This is a genomic window from Hydrogenophaga sp., assembly GCF_018780385.1.
Taxonomy (GTDB): Bacteria; Pseudomonadota; Gammaproteobacteria; order Burkholderiales; family Burkholderiaceae_C; genus Hydrogenophaga.
Window position 1 is genome coordinate 19715 of sequence record NZ_JADMJO010000083.1, and the last position, 15067, is coordinate 34781.

A 15067-nucleotide genomic window follows, 5' to 3' on the forward strand; every position below is an offset into this window, starting at 1 on the left:
CAATGGACCGGATCAGTAGGTGCCGGTTTTCTTGAAGTCGGCAATGGCTGCTGCCAGTTGGGCTTCCGCGTCCTTGTCCATGGCCTTGTCGTTTTCCAGCTTGGCCAGCAGCGCTGCGTGCTTGTCCTTGAGGAAAGCGTGCATGCCGTTTTCGAACGAGAGCACTTTCTTGACTTCGATGTCGTCCAGGTAGCCCTTGTTCACGGCGAACAGCGTGGACGCCATCAGGCCGATCGACTGCGGGCTGTACTGGGCCTGCTTGAGCAGTTCGGTCACGCGGGCGCCGCGGTCGAGCTGCTTGCGGGTGGCTTCGTCGAGGTCGGAAGCGAACTGCGCGAACGCAGCCAGTTCACGGTACTGGGCCAGGTCGGTACGGATACCGCCGGACAGGCTCTTGATCAGCTTGGTCTGGGCAGCACCACCGACGCGCGACACCGAGATACCGGCGTTGATGGCGGGGCGGATACCGGCGTTGAACAGGCTGGTTTCCAGGAAGATCTGGCCGTCGGTGATCGAGATCACGTTGGTCGGCACGAAGGCGGACACGTCGCCGGCCTGCGTTTCGATGATGGGCAGTGCGGTCAGCGAACCGGTCTTGCCCTTGACTTCACCCTTGGTGAAGGCTTCGACGTAGTCGGCGTTCACGCGGGCTGCGCGCTCGAGCAGACGGCTGTGGAGATAGAACACGTCGCCGGGGTAGGCTTCGCGGCCTGGTGGGCGGCGCAGCAGCAGCGAGACCTGGCGGTAGGCCACGGCCTGCTTGGACAGGTCGTCGTACACGATCAGGGCGTCCTGGCCGCGGTCGCGGAAGTACTCGCCCATGGTGCAGCCGGAGTAGGCCGACAGGTACTGCATGGCAGCGGATTCGGAAGCCGAAGCGGCCACGACGATGGTGTATTCCATCGCGCCAGCCTGCTCCAGGGCACGCACCACGTTCTTGATCGACGAGGCCTTCTGGCCAATCGCGACGTAAACGCAGGTCATGTTCTGACCCTTCTGGTTGATGATCGCGTCGATCGCCACGGCGGTCTTGCCGGTCTGGCGGTCGCCGATGATCAGCTCGCGCTGGCCACGGCCCACGGGAACCATCGAATCGATCGACTTCAGGCCGGTCTGCACTGGCTGGTCAACCGACTTGCGGGCGATCACGCCGGGCGCAACCTTCTCGATCACGTCGGTCATCTTGGCGTTGATCGGGCCTTTGCCGTCGATCGGAGCGCCCAGGGCGTTGACCACACGGCCGATCAGCTCGGGGCCGACCGGCACTTCCAGAATGCGGCCCGTGCACTTGACGGTTTCGCCTTCGGAGATGTGCTCGTACTCACCCAGAATCACGGCGCCCACGGAGTCACGCTCCAGGTTCAACGCCAGACCGAAGGAAGGCACGCCGTCCTTGTTGGCCGGGAATTCCAGCATCTCGCCCTGCATCACGTCGGACAGGCCGTGGACGCGGACAATACCGTCGGTCACGGACACCACGGTACCCTGGTTGCGCACATCGGTCGATGTGCCCAGTCCCTCGATGCGGGACTTGATCAGTTCGGAAATTTCGGCGGGATTGAGTTGCATGACTCTTTCCTTCTTTCGTTAAATGGTGAGCAGGCGGGCGCGGGGTGACAGCGGTCAGGCCGCGGTCAGGGCGGTTTTCATGTGTTCCAGGCGGGCTTTGATCGAGGTGTCGAGCACTTCGTCGCCCACCACCACGCGAATGCCACCGATCAGCTCGGGCTGCAGTTCGACCTGGAGGTTGAGCTTGCGGGCAAAGCGCTTTTCCAGCACGCCGGAGAGATCGGCCAATGCGGCGCTGTCGATCTCAAAAGCGCTGTAGACCACCGCATCAAAGGCACCTTGCTGCGCGTTCTTCAAGGCGCGGAACTGGTCCGCGATTTCAGGCAGCGCGGCCAAACGGCCATTGTCGATCACGGTGCGCAGAAAATTCTGCGCCATCGCGGGCAGGCTGGTCTTGATCACAGCGGTGACCAGGCTGAACACCTGTTCAGGCGTGGTCCTGGGGTTGTCGGCGTATTGGCGAAGCTGCTCATCGGCAGCCACCGACGCCAGCTCGTCGAGCCAGGCGGCGGCGCCTGCCGCACCAGTGCCTGTGGCCTGGAACAGCGCTTCCGCGTATGGGCGGGCAATGGTGGCGATTTCGGCCATGGTTTACCTTTGAATGCCGTGGCGGTGGATCAAAGCTCGGTCTTCAGGCGACCCAGCAACTCGGCGTGAACGCCGGCGTTGACTTCGCGCTTGAGGATCTGCTCGGCCCCTTTGACAGCCAGCGCAGCGACTTGCTCGCGCAGGGCTTCGCGGGCCTTGACGACCTGTTGCTCGGCTTCCTGGTGAGCGGCAGCCACGATCTTGGTGGCTTCTTCGGTCGCACGCGCCTTGGCCTCTTCGATCACGGTTTGCGCACGGCGCTCGGCATCGGCCAGACGGGTAGCGGACTCGTTGCGCGATTTGCTCAACTCCTCTTCCACCCGCTTGTTGGCCACGGCCAGTTCGGACTTGGCTTTTTCGGAAGCCGCCAGCCCTTCGGAAATCTTCAACGCACGCTCATCGAGCGCTTTGGCAATCGGGGGCCACACGAATTTCATCGTGAACCACACCAGAATTGCAAAGACGATGGCTTGCGCAAAGAGGGTTGCATTGATATTCATCGCAACGCCTTTCTGTGTGTTGACAAGAGTGGTGACGCACTTGTTGCCCGGGAGCGGGAAAGAGGGCCGAGCGAATCAGGAAATCTGATCACGACGAACACTCCCGCTGCACCAGGCAGCAAACCCGATTACAGCGTGAAGGGGTTGGCGAAGGCGAACAGCAGGGCAATGGCCACGCCGATCAGGAAGGCGGCGTCGATCAGACCGGCCAAGATGAACATTTTGGTTTGCAGGTCGTTCATCAGCTCGGGTTGACGGGCCGACGCTTCCAGAAATTTGCCGCCCATCAGCGCGATGCCGATGGATGCGCCGATAGCGCCCAGACCGACGATGAGACCGCAAGCCAGTGCGACAAGACCCAGAACGTTTTCCATGATGACTCCTATGAGATGAACGAAAGTTGAGAAAAGGAAAGAAAGAAACGAAAACTCAGAGCGAGGACAGGCCGCGCAGCTTAGTGAGCGTCATGCGCCTGCCCGAGATAAATCAGGGCCAGCATCATGAAAATGAACGCCTGCAAGGTGATGACCAGAATGTGGAACAAGGTCCATACCGTGCCTGCGATCACATGTCCGACGAAGAACAGACCGCCGCCGAGCGACAGGGAAGCAAAGCCCCCCAGCAACGCAATCAGCATGAAGACCAATTCACCCGCGAACATGTTTCCGAACAACCGCATGCCGTGGGAGACCGTCTTGGCCACGAACTCGATCATTTGCATCAGGAAGTTGACCAAGCCCAGCAGCAGCGCCCAGACGGGATTCTTGCTGGTGCCGAAGGGTGCCGTGACGAGCTCGTGCGTCCAGCCGCCGATGCCCTTGATCTTGATGTTGTAGAACAGGCACATCAGCAACACGGAGACGGACAAGCCGAGCGTGGTGGAGAGATCGGCGGTGGGAACCACGCGCAGGTAGTCGGGGTAGCCCATGGCCGGGCCGGCGGCGTGCCAGATGGATGGAATCAGGTCGACTGGCAACATGTCCATGAAGTTCATCATGAAGATCCAGACGAATACGGTCAGCGCCAGGGGTGCGACCAGCTTGCGGCTGTGTGCGTTGTGGATGACGGCCTTGGCCTGCGTGTCTACCATTTCAACCAGCATCTCCACGGCGGCCTGAAAGCGGCCAGGCACGCCAGCGGTGGATTTGCGAGCGGCAAGCCACAGCACGAAGCAGACCAGAGCACCGATCAGGGAACTCACGATCACCGAGTCGATGTTGATGATCGAAAAATCGACGATCGATTCCTGCTTCTTGTTGGACAAATGGACCAGATGGTGGCGGATGTATTCGCCGGGGGTCAGAGCGCTGCCTTCAGTTGCCATGTTCGTTTGCACCGATTTGTCGGAAATTCAACCGTTTAGATTTGCGCGCCGGGTCTGGATCCAGAATCCAAACCAGTACACCTTGAGAACCAACACCAGGCCCGCCAACAGGCCCATCCAATTCAGCTCGGGGACGATCCAGGGGGCCGACCACAACATGGCCACCACCAGCAGAATCTTGACCCCCTCCCACAACAAAAAACCAGCAAATGCAGCTTGCGCATAACCCGCCAACAGGCGGCTCAATGCACTGGAAGTCAAGCCGTAGGCCATCAAGGCCGAGGGCACCACCACCGCTGCCGCGCCGTACAGGACCGACCACGCCACCGAAGCCGATTGCGTGAACAACCCAGCCAGCGCGCCTGCAACCAATCCCACCAGCAACTGCACCACCACCAGACGCCACAAAGAGAAGTGCGGCTGGCTGGCTCGCCACTGCTGCGCTTCTTCGCGCGTCAGTGGCTTGAATTCGGGCTCTTGCGCACCATCTTCCCAATCAGCCGGGCTCTCGGCCTGGGTCTGCGACTCCGAATCGACGCGTTGCATTGTCGACATGGAAGGTTACAGACAGGTTACGGTTGGGCGACGTTCGCAAAGCCGCTGATTATACGTAGAAACCCCATGGCTCCGTCAAGGCTGAGCAGCGTTTGCCTGTGCAGCGCTGGCGCTGCCACCGATAATCTTTTGATGAATGCTGCGAACTGGGGCGCATCCCCCGATCTGCCCGACTCCCTCTGCTACCTCAACGGCGAGTTCACCGCGTTGCGCGATGCCCGGGTCAGCGTGCTGGACCGGGGCTTCATTTTTGGCGATGGTGTATACGAGGTGCTGCCCTGTTACGCCACACGACCGTTCCGGCTTGAGCAGCACATGGCGCGCCTGGACCGGTCGCTGGCCGAATTGCGCATCACCAACCCGTTGCCTCGCGCCGAGTGGGCGTCTGTTGCGCAGCGCCTGTCGCAGTCGCTGCGAGACACCCAAGGCGCCGCCAACCAGTTGATCTACATACAGGTTACCCGGGGCGTGGCCGTGCGGGATCACGCCATGCCGGCCGGTCTCATGCCAACCGTGTTCGTGATGGCCAGCGAAATGAAGCTGGCCACCTCTGCGCAACGCGAGCACGGCGTGGCCTGCGTTACGGCCGACGATTTCCGCTGGGAAAAGGCCCACATCAAAAGCACCAGCCTGTTGGGCTCCGTGTTTGCGCGCCAGATCAGTGTGGACGCCGGCGCCGTGGAAACCGTGATGTTCCGCGGCGATCACCTGAGCGAGGCCGCTTCGAGCAACGTCTGGGTGGTGAAGAACGGTGTGGTCATGGGTCCGCCCAAGGACAACCTCGTGCTGGAGGGCATCCGCTTCGGGCTGATTGAAGAGATATGCCGAGCTCACGGCCTGCGGTTCGAATTGCGCCCCATCACACGGGCCGAGGTGCTCGACGCCGACGAGCTGCTGCTGTCGTCCGCCACCAAGGAAGTGCTGCCCGTCACCCGCCTGGATGGTCAGCCTGTGGGTATGGGCCGACCCGGCCCCATCTACACGCGCCTGTACGCTGGTTACCAGCACGCCGTGGCCGCTCTGACGGCATGAACCGGAGAAACACCATGGATCAACCGCGCGAGATTCCCCCCGAACAATCGCTCATCGAGTACCCCACGCAATTTCCCATCAAGGTGATGGGGGCGAATGTAGAGGGCTTCGTCGATGCCATGGTGCACGTGGCCAAGGCGTTTGACGCCACCTTCGACACCGGCACCGTGGAGCAGCGCCCCAGCAAGGCGGGCAACTACATGGGTCTGACCCTGACCGTGCATGTGACCAGTCGCGAACAGCTCGACGAGCTCTACCGCACCCTGACGACACACCCGATGGTCAAGATCGTCTTGTGAACATTCTTTCACTCGGACAGGTGCCTTACGACACCACCTACAAGGACATGCAGGCCTTCACGGCAGAACGCACTGCCGACACACCCGACGAGCTCTGGATCTGCGAGCACCCCCCCGTCTTCACCCAGGGCCTGGCCGGACGGGAAGACCACTTGCTCGCCCCCGGCCATATTCCCGTGGTGCAGACCAACCGCGGTGGACAGGTGACCTACCACGGCCCCGGTCAGGTGGTGGCGTATCCGCTGATCGATCTGCAGCGCGCGGGCTATTTCGTCAAGGAGTTCGTCTACCGGGTCGAAGAAGCGGTGATCCGCACGCTGGGCGCTTTCCAGGTGACGGGCCACCGGGTGGCGGGAGCACCGGGCATTTACGTGCGGCTGGACGATCCGTTCAGCCACGCCATGTTGCCTCAGCGCCCGCAGCGGCGTGTGCCTGGCGCGCCGGCGCCAGAACCCGACTTCACCGGGCTGGGCAAGATCGCCGCGCTCGGCATCAAGGTCAGCCGCCATCGCACTTACCACGGCGTGGCGCTCAACGTGGCGATGGACCTGCAACCCTTCGAGCGCATCAACCCCTGCGGCTACACGGGCCTGCAGACGGTGGACCTTTCTACAATCGGAGTGGCGGTTTCCTGGGATGAGGCCGCGCACGTGTTGGGCCAGAAGCTCAGCGCCACCCTCTCACCCTGACTCCAAGCGCCATCCGCGCCGACGCCATGAACCCAACCGACACCCCGACTGCCACCGCCGACACCACCGTGCGCGAAGCCCAGCCCGCCGCCAGCTACGACGCCTCGGCCAAGCAGAAGAGTCAGGCCAAAACCGCGCGAATCCCTATCAAGATCGTGCCGGCCGAGGTGCTGAAGAAGCCAGAGTGGATCCGCGTCAAGGCAGGCAGCCCGACCACCCGCTTCTACGAAATCAAGGACATCCTGCGCGCCAACAAGCTGGTGACGGTGTGCGAGGAGGCGAGCTGCCCCAACATCGGCGAGTGCTTCGGCAAGGGCACGGCCACCTTCATGATCATGGGCGACAAGTGCACGCGGCGCTGCCCGTTCTGCGACGTGGGCCATGGCCGCCCCGACCCGCTGGACGTGAACGAGCCCGACAACCTCGCCAAGACGATCGCGCAACTCAAGCTGAAATACGTGGTGATCACCAGCGTGGACCGCGACGATCTGCGCGACGGCGGCGCCGGCCACTTCGTCGCCTGCATCGAGAAAACCCGAGCCCTGTCGCCGCAGACGCAGATCGAGGTGCTGGTGCCCGACTTCCGCGGCCGCGACGATCGCGCATTGGAGATCCTCAAAGCCGCGCCACCGGACGTGATGAACCACAACATGGAGACCGTGCCACGCCTGTACAAAGAAGCGCGCCCGGGATCGGACTACCAGTTCAGCCTGAACCTGCTCAAGAAGTTCAAGGCGCTGTTCCCCGACGTGCCGACCAAGAGCGGCCTGATGGTCGGGCTGGGCGAGACGGACGAAGAAATCCTGGAGGTCATGCGTGACATGCGCGCGCACGGCATCGACATGCTCACCATCGGCCAGTACCTCGCGCCCAGCGGCCACCACCTGCCGGTGCGCCGCTACGTGCACCCCGACACCTTCAAGATGTTCGAGGCCGAGGCCTACAAGATGGGTTTCAGCCACGCCGCCGTGGGCGCGATGGTGCGCAGCTCGTACCACGCAGACCAGCAAGCGCACGACGTGCTCAACACTGCGCGCTGAGCCGGTTCAGACCACCGCGGGCTGCAGGGCGGGGGCAGTGCCCAGCCCCTTGGCATCCGGCTGGCTCGGCAGAACCGACCAGTCCAGTATCTCGAGCCGACCATCGGCGTGTTCGACCAGGGCCGTGAGGCTCTCCACCCAATCGCCGTCGTTGCAGTACAGGATGCCGTCGATCGTGCGGATCTCGGCGTGGTGGATGTGCCCGCACACCACGCCGTGCACGCCTCGCTCACGCGCCTCGCGCGCCACCGCGACCTCGAAGTCGCTCACATAACTCACCGCGCGCTTGACCTTGAGCTTGAGGTAGCGTGACAGGCTCCAGTACGGCAGTCCAAGACGGGCGCGCATGGAGTTGAGGTGGCGGTTGATGCGCAAGGTGAGCTCGTAGGCCCAGTCGCCCACATGGGCCAGCCACTGGGCGCACTGGATCACGCCATCGAAGTAGTCGCCGTGCGTGATCCACAGGAGGCGCCCGTCCGCGGTCTTGTGGATGGCCTCCTCAACCACCTCCACACCACCGAAGTTGTGCCCCAGGTACTTGCGGGCGAACTCGTCGTGGTTGCCCGGCACGAAGACCACCCGCGTGCCTTTGCGCGCCTTGCGCAGCAGCTTCTGCACCACATCGTTGTGGGTCTGAGGCCAGTACCACTGCCGCTTGAGTTGCCAGCCGTCGATGATGTCGCCCACCAGGTAGAGCGTGTCGCACTCCACGCGCTTGAGGAAATCCAGCAATGGCACGGCCTGGCAGCCCGGCGTGCCCAGGTGCAGGTCCGATATCCACACGGTGCGCACGCGCAGACCATCGGGCGCATCCACATCGGCGTCCGTTGAGTCCGCAGGGCCCAGCAAAGGAAGAAGGTCTCGTCGCATGGAGGTTCAGTTTGAAGATCGATTGCGACGTGTCAATGAAGCTCCGGCGTCAATCGCATGACAGCGCGGGCTCGGCCACCGGATGCGCCACGGCTGCCTGCCGCGCCTTCAGGATGGCCGCGAGACGCTGCGGCACCTCCAGCGCCGCGCGGTTCTCGACGGCGGCAACACGGCGCTGAAATTCCGCCAGCCGGGGCAGCAGTTGCCCCACCGCGACGCCAATCTGGCTGAAGCTGCGCAGGGTCAGGCCCACACCTTGTTCACGCACCCAGTCGGTGTTCCACCGCTCCTGCGGCATGGTCCAGGCGTTGCGCGCAACAATGACGGGCAAGCCCATCTGCACCGCCTCGCTGATGGCACCAGGCCCCGGTTTGCCGACGAAAAAGTCAGCCAGCTGCATCCAGCGCGCCACATCGGGCGTGAAGCCCACCACCACACGCGGCGCCACCGCGGGCATGACGCGCAGCGACTGTGCCAGCGCCTCGTTGCGACCGCACAGCAGGATCAGCTGCACATCGGGCAACGCTGCGGCGATCCGCCTCATGGCGCGTGAACCTGCGCCACCGAACATCACCAACCCCACCGGTCGCTCAGGGTCCAGCCCCAGGGCGGCGCGCTCGCGGGCGCGGTCCAGCGACGCGGGTGCGTGGAAGGCAGGGCGCAGCAGCATGCCGCTGACACGGTGCACCTGCGCCGACGAAACCCCGGCCTGCAGCGCCTGCGCGTGAGCATGCGCCGTGCCGCAAACGACATGCTGCCCCGTGCCTGGCTCCACCCAGAACACGGGCGGGTGATCGGCCATGTCGGTCAACACCGTGACGAACGGCGTCTGCGGTTGAACCTGGGCCAGGCTGTCGTGCAGCGCGCGGTTGAAGTTCGGAATCAGCGAGACCACCAGGTCGGGCTTGGTCTCGCGCCAGTGGGCCGCCAGCCGCTCCACCAGCAGGGGGTGGCTCCAGCGGATGGCGCGTTGCAGCAGCTTGAGTTCTTGCGACAGGCCCAGCGTGAAGCCGCTGGCCAGGCGTTTGTTGTAGAGGTCTTCGGGCTCGAAGCCCATGACGCGGCGGAACCGGCCCGCCGGGTCGATGACTTCGGTGAAGTTCACCTTGCGCACACGCCAGGGCAAGCCTTGGGCCTCGATGGCCAGCGACAGCGCCTCGGCGGCGGCGCGGTGACCACCACCCGCATTGAACCAGACCAGATCGACATTGAGCATGCGGCGATGGTGTGTTCTGCGCGCGACGAAAGCATGACGAAACGGTGACACGCGCATGACGAACCCGCCTCGGGAACGCCCCGCGCGGCGCGGTAACCTATCCGCATGAACGCCAACCTGCTTGCTTTGGGCGCGATCGCGCTGTGGGCCTCCCTCGCCGCACTCGGCGTGGCCCTGTCGCACGTGCCCCCCTTCCTGCTCACCGGACTCTCGCTGATGGTCGGCAGCCTGATCGCCTTGCCGCTTTCGCGCTTCGACTTCAGCCAGTGGCGTGTGCCCATGAGCACGCTGGCGCTGGGGGTCTACGGCCTGTTCGGTTTTCACTTCCTGCTCTTCATCGCCCTGCGCCACGCGCCACCGGTGCAGGCCAACCTGGTGAACTACCTCTGGCCGCTGGGCATCGTGGTGATGGCCCCGCTGTTCCTGCGTGGTGTGTCGCTCACTGCGCGGCACATCTTCGCCGCCCTGCTGGGTTTTGCAGGCGCGGCGCTGGCCATCCTGGGCGGTGCCGGTGATGCTGGCAGCACGGGGTGGGCCTGGGGCTACATCCCGGCGCTGGCCTCGGCCTTCATCTGGGCCAGCTATTCACTCATGACGAAGCGCGTGCGCGCCTTCCCCACCGCCGCCATCGGCAGCTTCGCGTTGCTCTCGGGCGTGCTCTCGCTGCTGTGCCACGCGCTGCTGGAGCCCGCCGTCTCGCTCTCGACCCAGGACATGCTGCTCATCGCCGTGCTCGGCCTGGGACCGCTGGGTGGCGCGTTCTTTCTGTGGGATGCGGCACTCAAGCGCGGTGACGCGCGGCAGATCGGCGTGTTGAGTTTTCTCACGCCGCTGCTCTCCACGCTGACACTGCTGCTGGTGCGGGGAGAGATGCCGAGTCCTGCGATCGGACTGGCGGCACTGATGATCGTGGGCGCGGCGGTGGTTGCCACGCGACGCTGACTGACGATCCGGCGCCGGGCCGCCCCAAGCCGGATCAGCCCCCGGACCCGGCAAGGACCGGGGCCCTTCCCCGTCCTGGGCAGCGACCCGCGCAGCGGCGGAGCGTGGGGGCCAGTGCTCAGTCGGTCATCAAGGCCGCGGGGTCTTCAGCCGCCAGCACGGTCTGCGCCCACGTCTGCAGTCTCGTCGTGTCGCAACGCAAAATCTGCTGCTTGACGGCGAGTATCTGTGAAGGGTGCATGGAAAAACTGCGCAGGCCCAGGCCGAGCAGCAAGCGCGTCATGGCCACGTCGCCCGCCATCTCGCCGCACACGCTCACGCCTTTGCCCTGCTCGTGACACTGCGTGATGGTGTTGGCCAGCAGGTGCAGCACGGCAGGGTGCACCGGGTCGTAGAGGTGCGAGACGGCTTCGTCGGCGCGATCGATCGCCAGCGTGTACTGGATCAGGTCGTTGGTGCCGATCGACAGAAAGTCGAAGTGCTTGAGGAACAGCGGGATGGTGAGCGCCGCCGCGGGCACCTCGATCATGGCGCCCAGCTTCACCACCCCCTGGCGCACACCCGCTGCCTCCAGTTGTTCGCGGGCGCGATGCACCAGCGCGAGCGTCTGGCGAATCTCACTCGCGTGCGCGAGCATGGGAATGAGCAGGTGCACCGGCCCGTGCGCGGCCGCGCGCAGGATGGCGCGCAACTGCGCGAGAAACATGGCGGGGTCCGCCAGGCTCCAGCGGATGGCGCGCAGGCCCAGTGCCGGGTTGAGGTGGTCTTCACCAGCGCGTTGGGCCACGCGGTCCAATGGCTTGTCGGCCCCCACATCCACCGTGCGGATGGTCACCGGCAAGCCCTGCATGCCCTCCACCGCGCGCTTGTAGGCCTGGTACTGCTCTTCCTCGTCGGGCAGTTTGCCGTTGCGTCCCATGAAGAGGAATTCGCTGCGGAACAGCCCCACGCCCACGGCACCGGCCTTGAGGGCTCCCACGGCGTCTTCGGGTTGTTCGATGTTGGCCAGCAGTTCGATCCTCTGTCCGTCGAGCGTGACAGCGGGCGTGTTCTTCAGGCGCGAGAGACGCTCGCGTTCGACCTCACCCTGGCGCTGCTTGAAGCCGTATTCGGCCAGCAGGATGGGCGAGGGGTCGATCACCACCACGCCGGCATCGCCGTCGATGATGACCCAGTCGTCCTGCTCGATCAGCTGGCTGGCCGAGCGCGCGCCGACCACGGCCGGGATGTCCATGCTGCGCGCGACGATGGCGGTGTGGCTGGTCTTGCCACCCACATCGGTGACGAAGCCGGTAAACACGCTTTGCTTGAACTGCAGCATGTCGGCCGGCGAGAGATCGTGCGCAATGAGCACCAGCGGCACGTCAACCGCGCTGTCCTGCCCGGGGCGCGGTTGGCCCACACCCACCGGGGACGTCACGCCGCGCATCACCCGCAGGATGCGTTCGACCACTTGCTCCAGATCGGCCTTGCGCTCGCGCAAGTAGGGATCTTCCATTTCGTCGAACTGGCGCGCGATCACCTCCAGCTGGGTGGTGAGCGCCCATTCGGCGTTGTAGTGCCGCTCGACAATCCAGTGCTTCACGCCGTTGGTGAGCTGCTCGTCCTGCAGCAGCATCAGGTGCACGTCGAGCAAGGCGGTGAGTTCGGGGTGCGCGTCCGAGGGACCCAGATCGTGCAGGCTCTGCTGCACCTTCAGGATTTCTGTTGCCACCTCGTTGCGCGCATGGCGCAGCCGCTCGATCTCGCCTTCGACCTGCTCGGTCTGCACGAAGTAGTGCGCCACGTCGATGCGGCTCGACGCCACGATCACGGCCCGCCCGATGGCAATGCCCCGGGAGACGGCAAGACCGTGGACTGAAAAGCTCATTCGCCTTCGCCGAACTTGTCGTTGATGAGTGCGATCAATGAGTCCATCGCCACCTGTTCATCGGCCCCGATGGTCTCGACCTCGACCGTGCTGCCCAGACCCGCCGCCAGCATCATCACGCCCATGATGCTTTTCGCATTCACGCGGCGATCCCCCCGCGACATCCACACGTCGCTGGCGAAGCTGCCAGCGAGTTTGGTGAGTTTGGCCGAGGCGCGTGCGTGCAGCCCGAGCTTATTGCTGATGGTCACGGTGGTCTTGATCATGGGTGGCTCGTCTGGCCTGGTTCTGCGGAGCGGTCACCGCCACCTGAATCACCCCCTGCGTGGCGCCGATCATGCCGCGCGAGATCAGCGCGTCCAGCGACTCATGGCGGTACGACACGGTGCGCAGCAGCATGGGCAGGTTCACGCCTGTGATCAACTTGGAGTTGATGCCGTCGATGAGCTTTTGCGCCACGTTGCAGGGCGTGGCGCCGAACACGTCGGTCACCACCAGGATTTGCGGCAGGTGCATCTGGCGCATGAGCGCACGCGCCTGTGCCAGCGATTCTTCGGGAGGTACGTTGGGTTGGACATCCAGCGCCGAGACGGCCTCGGCGCTGTCGGGGAACACATGCATGACGCACTGACGCAAGGCCGAAGCCAAGGGTGCATGCGCGATGATGAAGATGCCGTTCATGGACGCAGTTTAGCTGGCCTGCGCCCTGGGGCGGGCACGCCAGGCGCGCCAGAAAGCGAGGTAGGCGAAGACGCAACACACACCAAAGATCGCCATGGCGCCGCGGTAGCGATCCGCTTCGCTCCAGCCGAACACCATGAGTGCTTCGATCAACAGGCCAATTCCCCACTGCACACCGAACACCCCGCCGAAGATGGCCAGGTTGTAGGCCGACAGCGCACGACCAGCCGCCTCGGCCGGCAGGGCCAGCGCCACCGCGGGCTGAGACAACGACACGAATGTGCTGGTCACGCAGAACAGGGCCCACAACTCCCAGCCCGCGCCTGCGCCCAGCAAGACGATGGCCGTCAGCACGACAAAGCTGGTGGGCAGACCCCAGGCGATCAACCGTTCGGGCCGCAGGCCGCGGCGCGCCAGATGGGGGTTGATCACGCCCCAGAGCCAGAATGTGCAGAGCATGGACAGGTTGATGCCGAACAGGCCGGCGGCCGCTTGCTGCGGGGTGTAGCCCGCCACCTTCACCATCCACGGCCCCGCCCACAGGGTCTGCACCGCCACCATGCCGCCGTAGTTGACGAAACCGATCGGCAACATCTGGCGGAAGTAGGCATTGCGCCAGATGAAGCCGTAGCCCTTTGAGTTCGGCGAAGGGTCTTGCGGCGAAGGATCTGCCGCCTGGCGCCAGCGCGGCACGATGAGCGCGATGCCCACCATCGACAACGCAATCAGCGCGGCCAGCATCCAGAACAATCCACGCCAGCCGGTGTAGGGCATGAGCCACTGCACCGGCAACGTGGCGGCGACCATGCCCAGCGAACCGGTCATGAGCATCCATGAGTTCGCACGCAGCTGCGTGGCGGGTGTGAGCCAGCGGCGAAAGCCGGTGAGCGGCGCCATCAGGCAGGCGCTCACGCCCATGCCGGTGAGCATGCGCGCGGCCAGCAGACCCGAGAAACTCGTGGCCAGCGCAAAGGCCATGCAGCCGAGCACGGCCACTGTCAGAAACGCCAGGATCACCTTGCGCGGTCCGTGGCGGTCCAGCCAGTTGCCCAACGGCAACTGGGTCATCGCGAAACCCAGAAAGTAGCCGCCCGCCAGCAGACCGAGGTCACCGGCGTTCAGGTCCAGTTCCACGCTCAGTGTGGGTGAGAGCGTGGCCGTGATGGCGCGCACCAGGGCCGAGAAAAAATACGCGAGCGCAAACGTCAGGAAGACGATGACTGCGGCCCGCGTCCCCAACGCGTCGCCGGCGGCGTGTGTCGGTGCGCGGGTCATGGGAGCTTCAGTCCGTCAAAGAACGTGCTGCTCACCTCGTCACTGGGCGCAGCGCCATACATCGCCGCCTGGAACACCTGCGAGCCACGCGCGAAGTACACCGCTCGGCTCTGCACCGGTTGGCCTTGTGGGTCGATGCCCTGCGCGGTGATGCCTTGCGCCAATGTCGAACCGGCCACAGTCGCGGCCCAGCGGTGGGACGGATCGCCCTGCAGCGCCGGGTCCACGCGGATGGCGGCGAGCGCGGCGCGTTGCCAGTCGATCAACGCGGCGGGCACGGCAGCGGCATCGGGCACATCGGCCCAGGCGAGTGCAAAGGTGAGGCCTCCTGCCTTGCAACTGTGCATGTGCAGTACCGTGGGAGCACCGCCCAGCGGCACTGTGCGATCTGCGGTTTCGGGCTTGCACGGCATGAGCGCCTGCAGAGGCGCCCCCTCGGGGCGCAGTTCGCGCCAGTTGAAGGTGGGGCTGCAGGCGGTCAGCGTCAGGACGCTCAGCACGCCGGTCAGCCGCAGTCGGCGCATCGCGTGGTGGAGTGCAGTTGAGGACATCGGATGGGGAGGGGCGCGCCACCGCGGGGACAGCGCAGCCGCCGCAGCGTCGCGCACAATGGCAAA

General features: G+C 64.6%; 18 protein-coding genes. 5 read left to right on the forward strand and 13 right to left on the reverse strand.

Going from position 1 to position 15067, the window contains the following annotated elements:
* Positions 1-12: 12 nt before the first annotated feature.
* From atpA to IV113_RS20425, 6 genes are all read right to left on the reverse strand, one after another.
* A complete protein-coding gene (atpA, locus tag IV113_RS20400) occupies positions 13-1569 on the reverse strand; it encodes a F0F1 ATP synthase subunit alpha (protein WP_056266677.1) in 1557 nt (518 codons plus the stop codon).
* A 54-nt stretch (positions 1570-1623) separates the two neighbouring features.
* On the reverse strand, positions 1624-2157 hold the full coding sequence (locus IV113_RS20405; protein ID WP_291088789.1) for a F0F1 ATP synthase subunit delta: 534 nt from the start codon (positions 2155-2157) through the stop codon (positions 1624-1626).
* Between the two features lie 29 nt (positions 2158-2186).
* A complete protein-coding gene (locus IV113_RS20410; RefSeq protein WP_291088791.1) occupies positions 2187-2657 on the reverse strand; it encodes a F0F1 ATP synthase subunit B in 471 nt (156 codons plus the stop codon).
* Between the two features lie 128 nt (positions 2658-2785).
* On the reverse strand, positions 2786-3031 hold the full coding sequence (gene atpE / locus IV113_RS20415; RefSeq protein ID WP_291088794.1) for a F0F1 ATP synthase subunit C: 246 nt from the start codon (positions 3029-3031) through the stop codon (positions 2786-2788).
* An 80-nt stretch (positions 3032-3111) separates the two neighbouring features.
* On the reverse strand, positions 3112-3981 hold the full coding sequence (atpB, locus tag IV113_RS20420) for a F0F1 ATP synthase subunit A (protein WP_291088796.1): 870 nt from the start codon (positions 3979-3981) through the stop codon (positions 3112-3114).
* A 27-nt stretch (positions 3982-4008) separates the two neighbouring features.
* A complete protein-coding gene (locus IV113_RS20425) occupies positions 4009-4536 on the reverse strand; it encodes an ATP synthase subunit I (protein ID WP_291088798.1) in 528 nt (175 codons plus the stop codon).
* 132 nt (positions 4537-4668) lie between these two features.
* Here IV113_RS20425 and IV113_RS20430 point away from each other — a divergent pair, with 132 nt between their 5' ends.
* Genes IV113_RS20430 through lipA form a run of 4 tightly spaced genes read left to right on the forward strand, consistent with a single transcriptional unit; the run spans position 4669 to position 7596 of the window.
* Positions 4669-5568 (forward strand): D-amino acid aminotransferase, encoded by a 900-nt coding sequence (locus IV113_RS20430; protein WP_291088800.1) that lies wholly within the window; start codon positions 4669-4671, stop codon positions 5566-5568.
* Between the two features lie 14 nt (positions 5569-5582).
* Entirely contained in the window at positions 5583-5867 is a 285-nt protein-coding gene (locus IV113_RS20435) for a DUF493 family protein (protein WP_291088802.1), read from the forward strand.
* A 47-nt stretch (positions 5868-5914) separates the two neighbouring features.
* Positions 5915-6556: a lipoyl(octanoyl) transferase LipB gene (lipB, locus tag IV113_RS20440; protein WP_291088850.1), complete on the forward strand. Its 642-nt coding sequence runs from the start codon at positions 5915-5917 to the stop codon at positions 6554-6556.
* A 26-nt stretch (positions 6557-6582) separates the two neighbouring features.
* Positions 6583-7596, forward strand: a complete 1014-nt coding sequence (gene lipA / locus IV113_RS20445) for a lipoyl synthase (RefSeq protein ID WP_291088804.1) — start codon at positions 6583-6585, stop codon at positions 7594-7596.
* A gap of 6 nt (positions 7597-7602) precedes the next feature.
* Here the strand turns inward: lipA and IV113_RS20450 are convergent, their stop codons facing one another.
* Positions 7603-8466 carry a UDP-2,3-diacylglucosamine diphosphatase gene (locus IV113_RS20450; RefSeq protein WP_291088806.1) on the reverse strand — a complete coding sequence of 288 codons (864 nt, stop codon included), beginning with the start codon at positions 8464-8466 and terminating at the stop codon, positions 7603-7605.
* Between the two features lie 49 nt (positions 8467-8515).
* Positions 8516-9682, reverse strand: a complete 1167-nt coding sequence (locus IV113_RS20455; protein WP_291088808.1) for a galactosyldiacylglycerol synthase — start codon at positions 9680-9682, stop codon at positions 8516-8518.
* Between the two features lie 105 nt (positions 9683-9787).
* Here IV113_RS20455 and IV113_RS20460 point away from each other — a divergent pair, with 105 nt between their 5' ends.
* Positions 9788-10624: a DMT family transporter gene (locus IV113_RS20460; RefSeq protein ID WP_291088810.1), complete on the forward strand. Its 837-nt coding sequence runs from the start codon at positions 9788-9790 to the stop codon at positions 10622-10624.
* Between the two features lie 118 nt (positions 10625-10742).
* Here the strand turns inward: IV113_RS20460 and ptsP are convergent, their stop codons facing one another.
* The 5 genes from ptsP to IV113_RS20485 are packed head-to-tail and all read right to left on the reverse strand — an operon-like array spanning position 10743 to position 15001.
* A complete protein-coding gene (gene ptsP, locus IV113_RS20465) occupies positions 10743-12494 on the reverse strand; it encodes a phosphoenolpyruvate--protein phosphotransferase (RefSeq protein ID WP_291088812.1) in 1752 nt (583 codons plus the stop codon).
* Entirely contained in the window at positions 12491-12760 is a 270-nt protein-coding gene (locus IV113_RS20470; RefSeq protein WP_291088814.1) for an HPr family phosphocarrier protein, read from the reverse strand. The genes ptsP and IV113_RS20470 overlap by 4 nt, the downstream gene beginning before the upstream one ends.
* Positions 12729-13175: a PTS fructose transporter subunit IIA gene (locus tag IV113_RS20475; protein ID WP_291088816.1), complete on the reverse strand. Its 447-nt coding sequence runs from the start codon at positions 13173-13175 to the stop codon at positions 12729-12731. Before IV113_RS20475 ends, IV113_RS20470 begins: the two co-directional genes overlap by 32 nt.
* Before the next feature lie 9 nt (positions 13176-13184).
* A complete protein-coding gene (locus tag IV113_RS20480) occupies positions 13185-14450 on the reverse strand; it encodes an MFS transporter (RefSeq protein WP_291088818.1) in 1266 nt (421 codons plus the stop codon).
* Positions 14447-15001, reverse strand: a complete 555-nt coding sequence (locus IV113_RS20485; RefSeq protein WP_291088820.1) for a hypothetical protein — start codon at positions 14999-15001, stop codon at positions 14447-14449. The genes IV113_RS20480 and IV113_RS20485 overlap by 4 nt, the downstream gene beginning before the upstream one ends.
* Positions 15002-15067 lie beyond the last annotated feature (66 nt).

Bases quoted from the DNA above. Each gene is read 5' to 3' on its own strand.
- IV113_RS20425 (WP_291088798.1), bottom strand. From the start codon at position 4,536: ATGTCGACAATGCAACGCGTCGATTCGGAGTCGCAGACCCAGGCCGAG.
- atpA (WP_056266677.1), bottom strand. From the start codon at position 1,569: ATGCAACTCAATCCCGCCGAAATTTCCGAACTGATCAAGTCCCGCATC.
- IV113_RS20480 (WP_291088818.1), bottom strand. From the start codon at position 14,450: ATGACCCGCGCACCGACACACGCCGCCGGCGACGCGTTGGGGACGCGG.
- IV113_RS20470 (WP_291088814.1), bottom strand. From the start codon at position 12,760: ATGATCAAGACCACCGTGACCATCAGCAATAAGCTCGGGCTGCACGCA.
- atpB (WP_291088796.1), bottom strand. From the start codon at position 3,981: ATGGCAACTGAAGGCAGCGCTCTGACCCCCGGCGAATACATCCGCCAC.
- IV113_RS20405 (WP_291088789.1), bottom strand. From the start codon at position 2,157: ATGGCCGAAATCGCCACCATTGCCCGCCCATACGCGGAAGCGCTGTTC.
- IV113_RS20485 (WP_291088820.1), bottom strand. From the start codon at position 15,001: ATGTCCTCAACTGCACTCCACCACGCGATGCGCCGACTGCGGCTGACC.
- IV113_RS20410 (WP_291088791.1), bottom strand. From the start codon at position 2,657: ATGAATATCAATGCAACCCTCTTTGCGCAAGCCATCGTCTTTGCAATT.
- IV113_RS20460 (WP_291088810.1), top strand. From the start codon at position 9,788: ATGAACGCCAACCTGCTTGCTTTGGGCGCGATCGCGCTGTGGGCCTCC.
- lipA (WP_291088804.1), top strand. From the start codon at position 6,583: ATGAACCCAACCGACACCCCGACTGCCACCGCCGACACCACCGTGCGC.
- IV113_RS20475 (WP_291088816.1), bottom strand. From the start codon at position 13,175: ATGAACGGCATCTTCATCATCGCGCATGCACCCTTGGCTTCGGCCTTG.
- IV113_RS20455 (WP_291088808.1), bottom strand. From the start codon at position 9,682: ATGCTCAATGTCGATCTGGTCTGGTTCAATGCGGGTGGTGGTCACCGC.
- IV113_RS20450 (WP_291088806.1), bottom strand. From the start codon at position 8,466: ATGCGACGAGACCTTCTTCCTTTGCTGGGCCCTGCGGACTCAACGGAC.
- IV113_RS20430 (WP_291088800.1), top strand. From the start codon at position 4,669: ATGAATGCTGCGAACTGGGGCGCATCCCCCGATCTGCCCGACTCCCTC.
- atpE (WP_291088794.1), bottom strand. From the start codon at position 3,031: ATGGAAAACGTTCTGGGTCTTGTCGCACTGGCTTGCGGTCTCATCGTC.
- IV113_RS20435 (WP_291088802.1), top strand. From the start codon at position 5,583: ATGGATCAACCGCGCGAGATTCCCCCCGAACAATCGCTCATCGAGTAC.
- ptsP (WP_291088812.1), bottom strand. From the start codon at position 12,494: ATGAGCTTTTCAGTCCACGGTCTTGCCGTCTCCCGGGGCATTGCCATC.
- lipB (WP_291088850.1), top strand. From the start codon at position 5,915: ATGCAGGCCTTCACGGCAGAACGCACTGCCGACACACCCGACGAGCTC.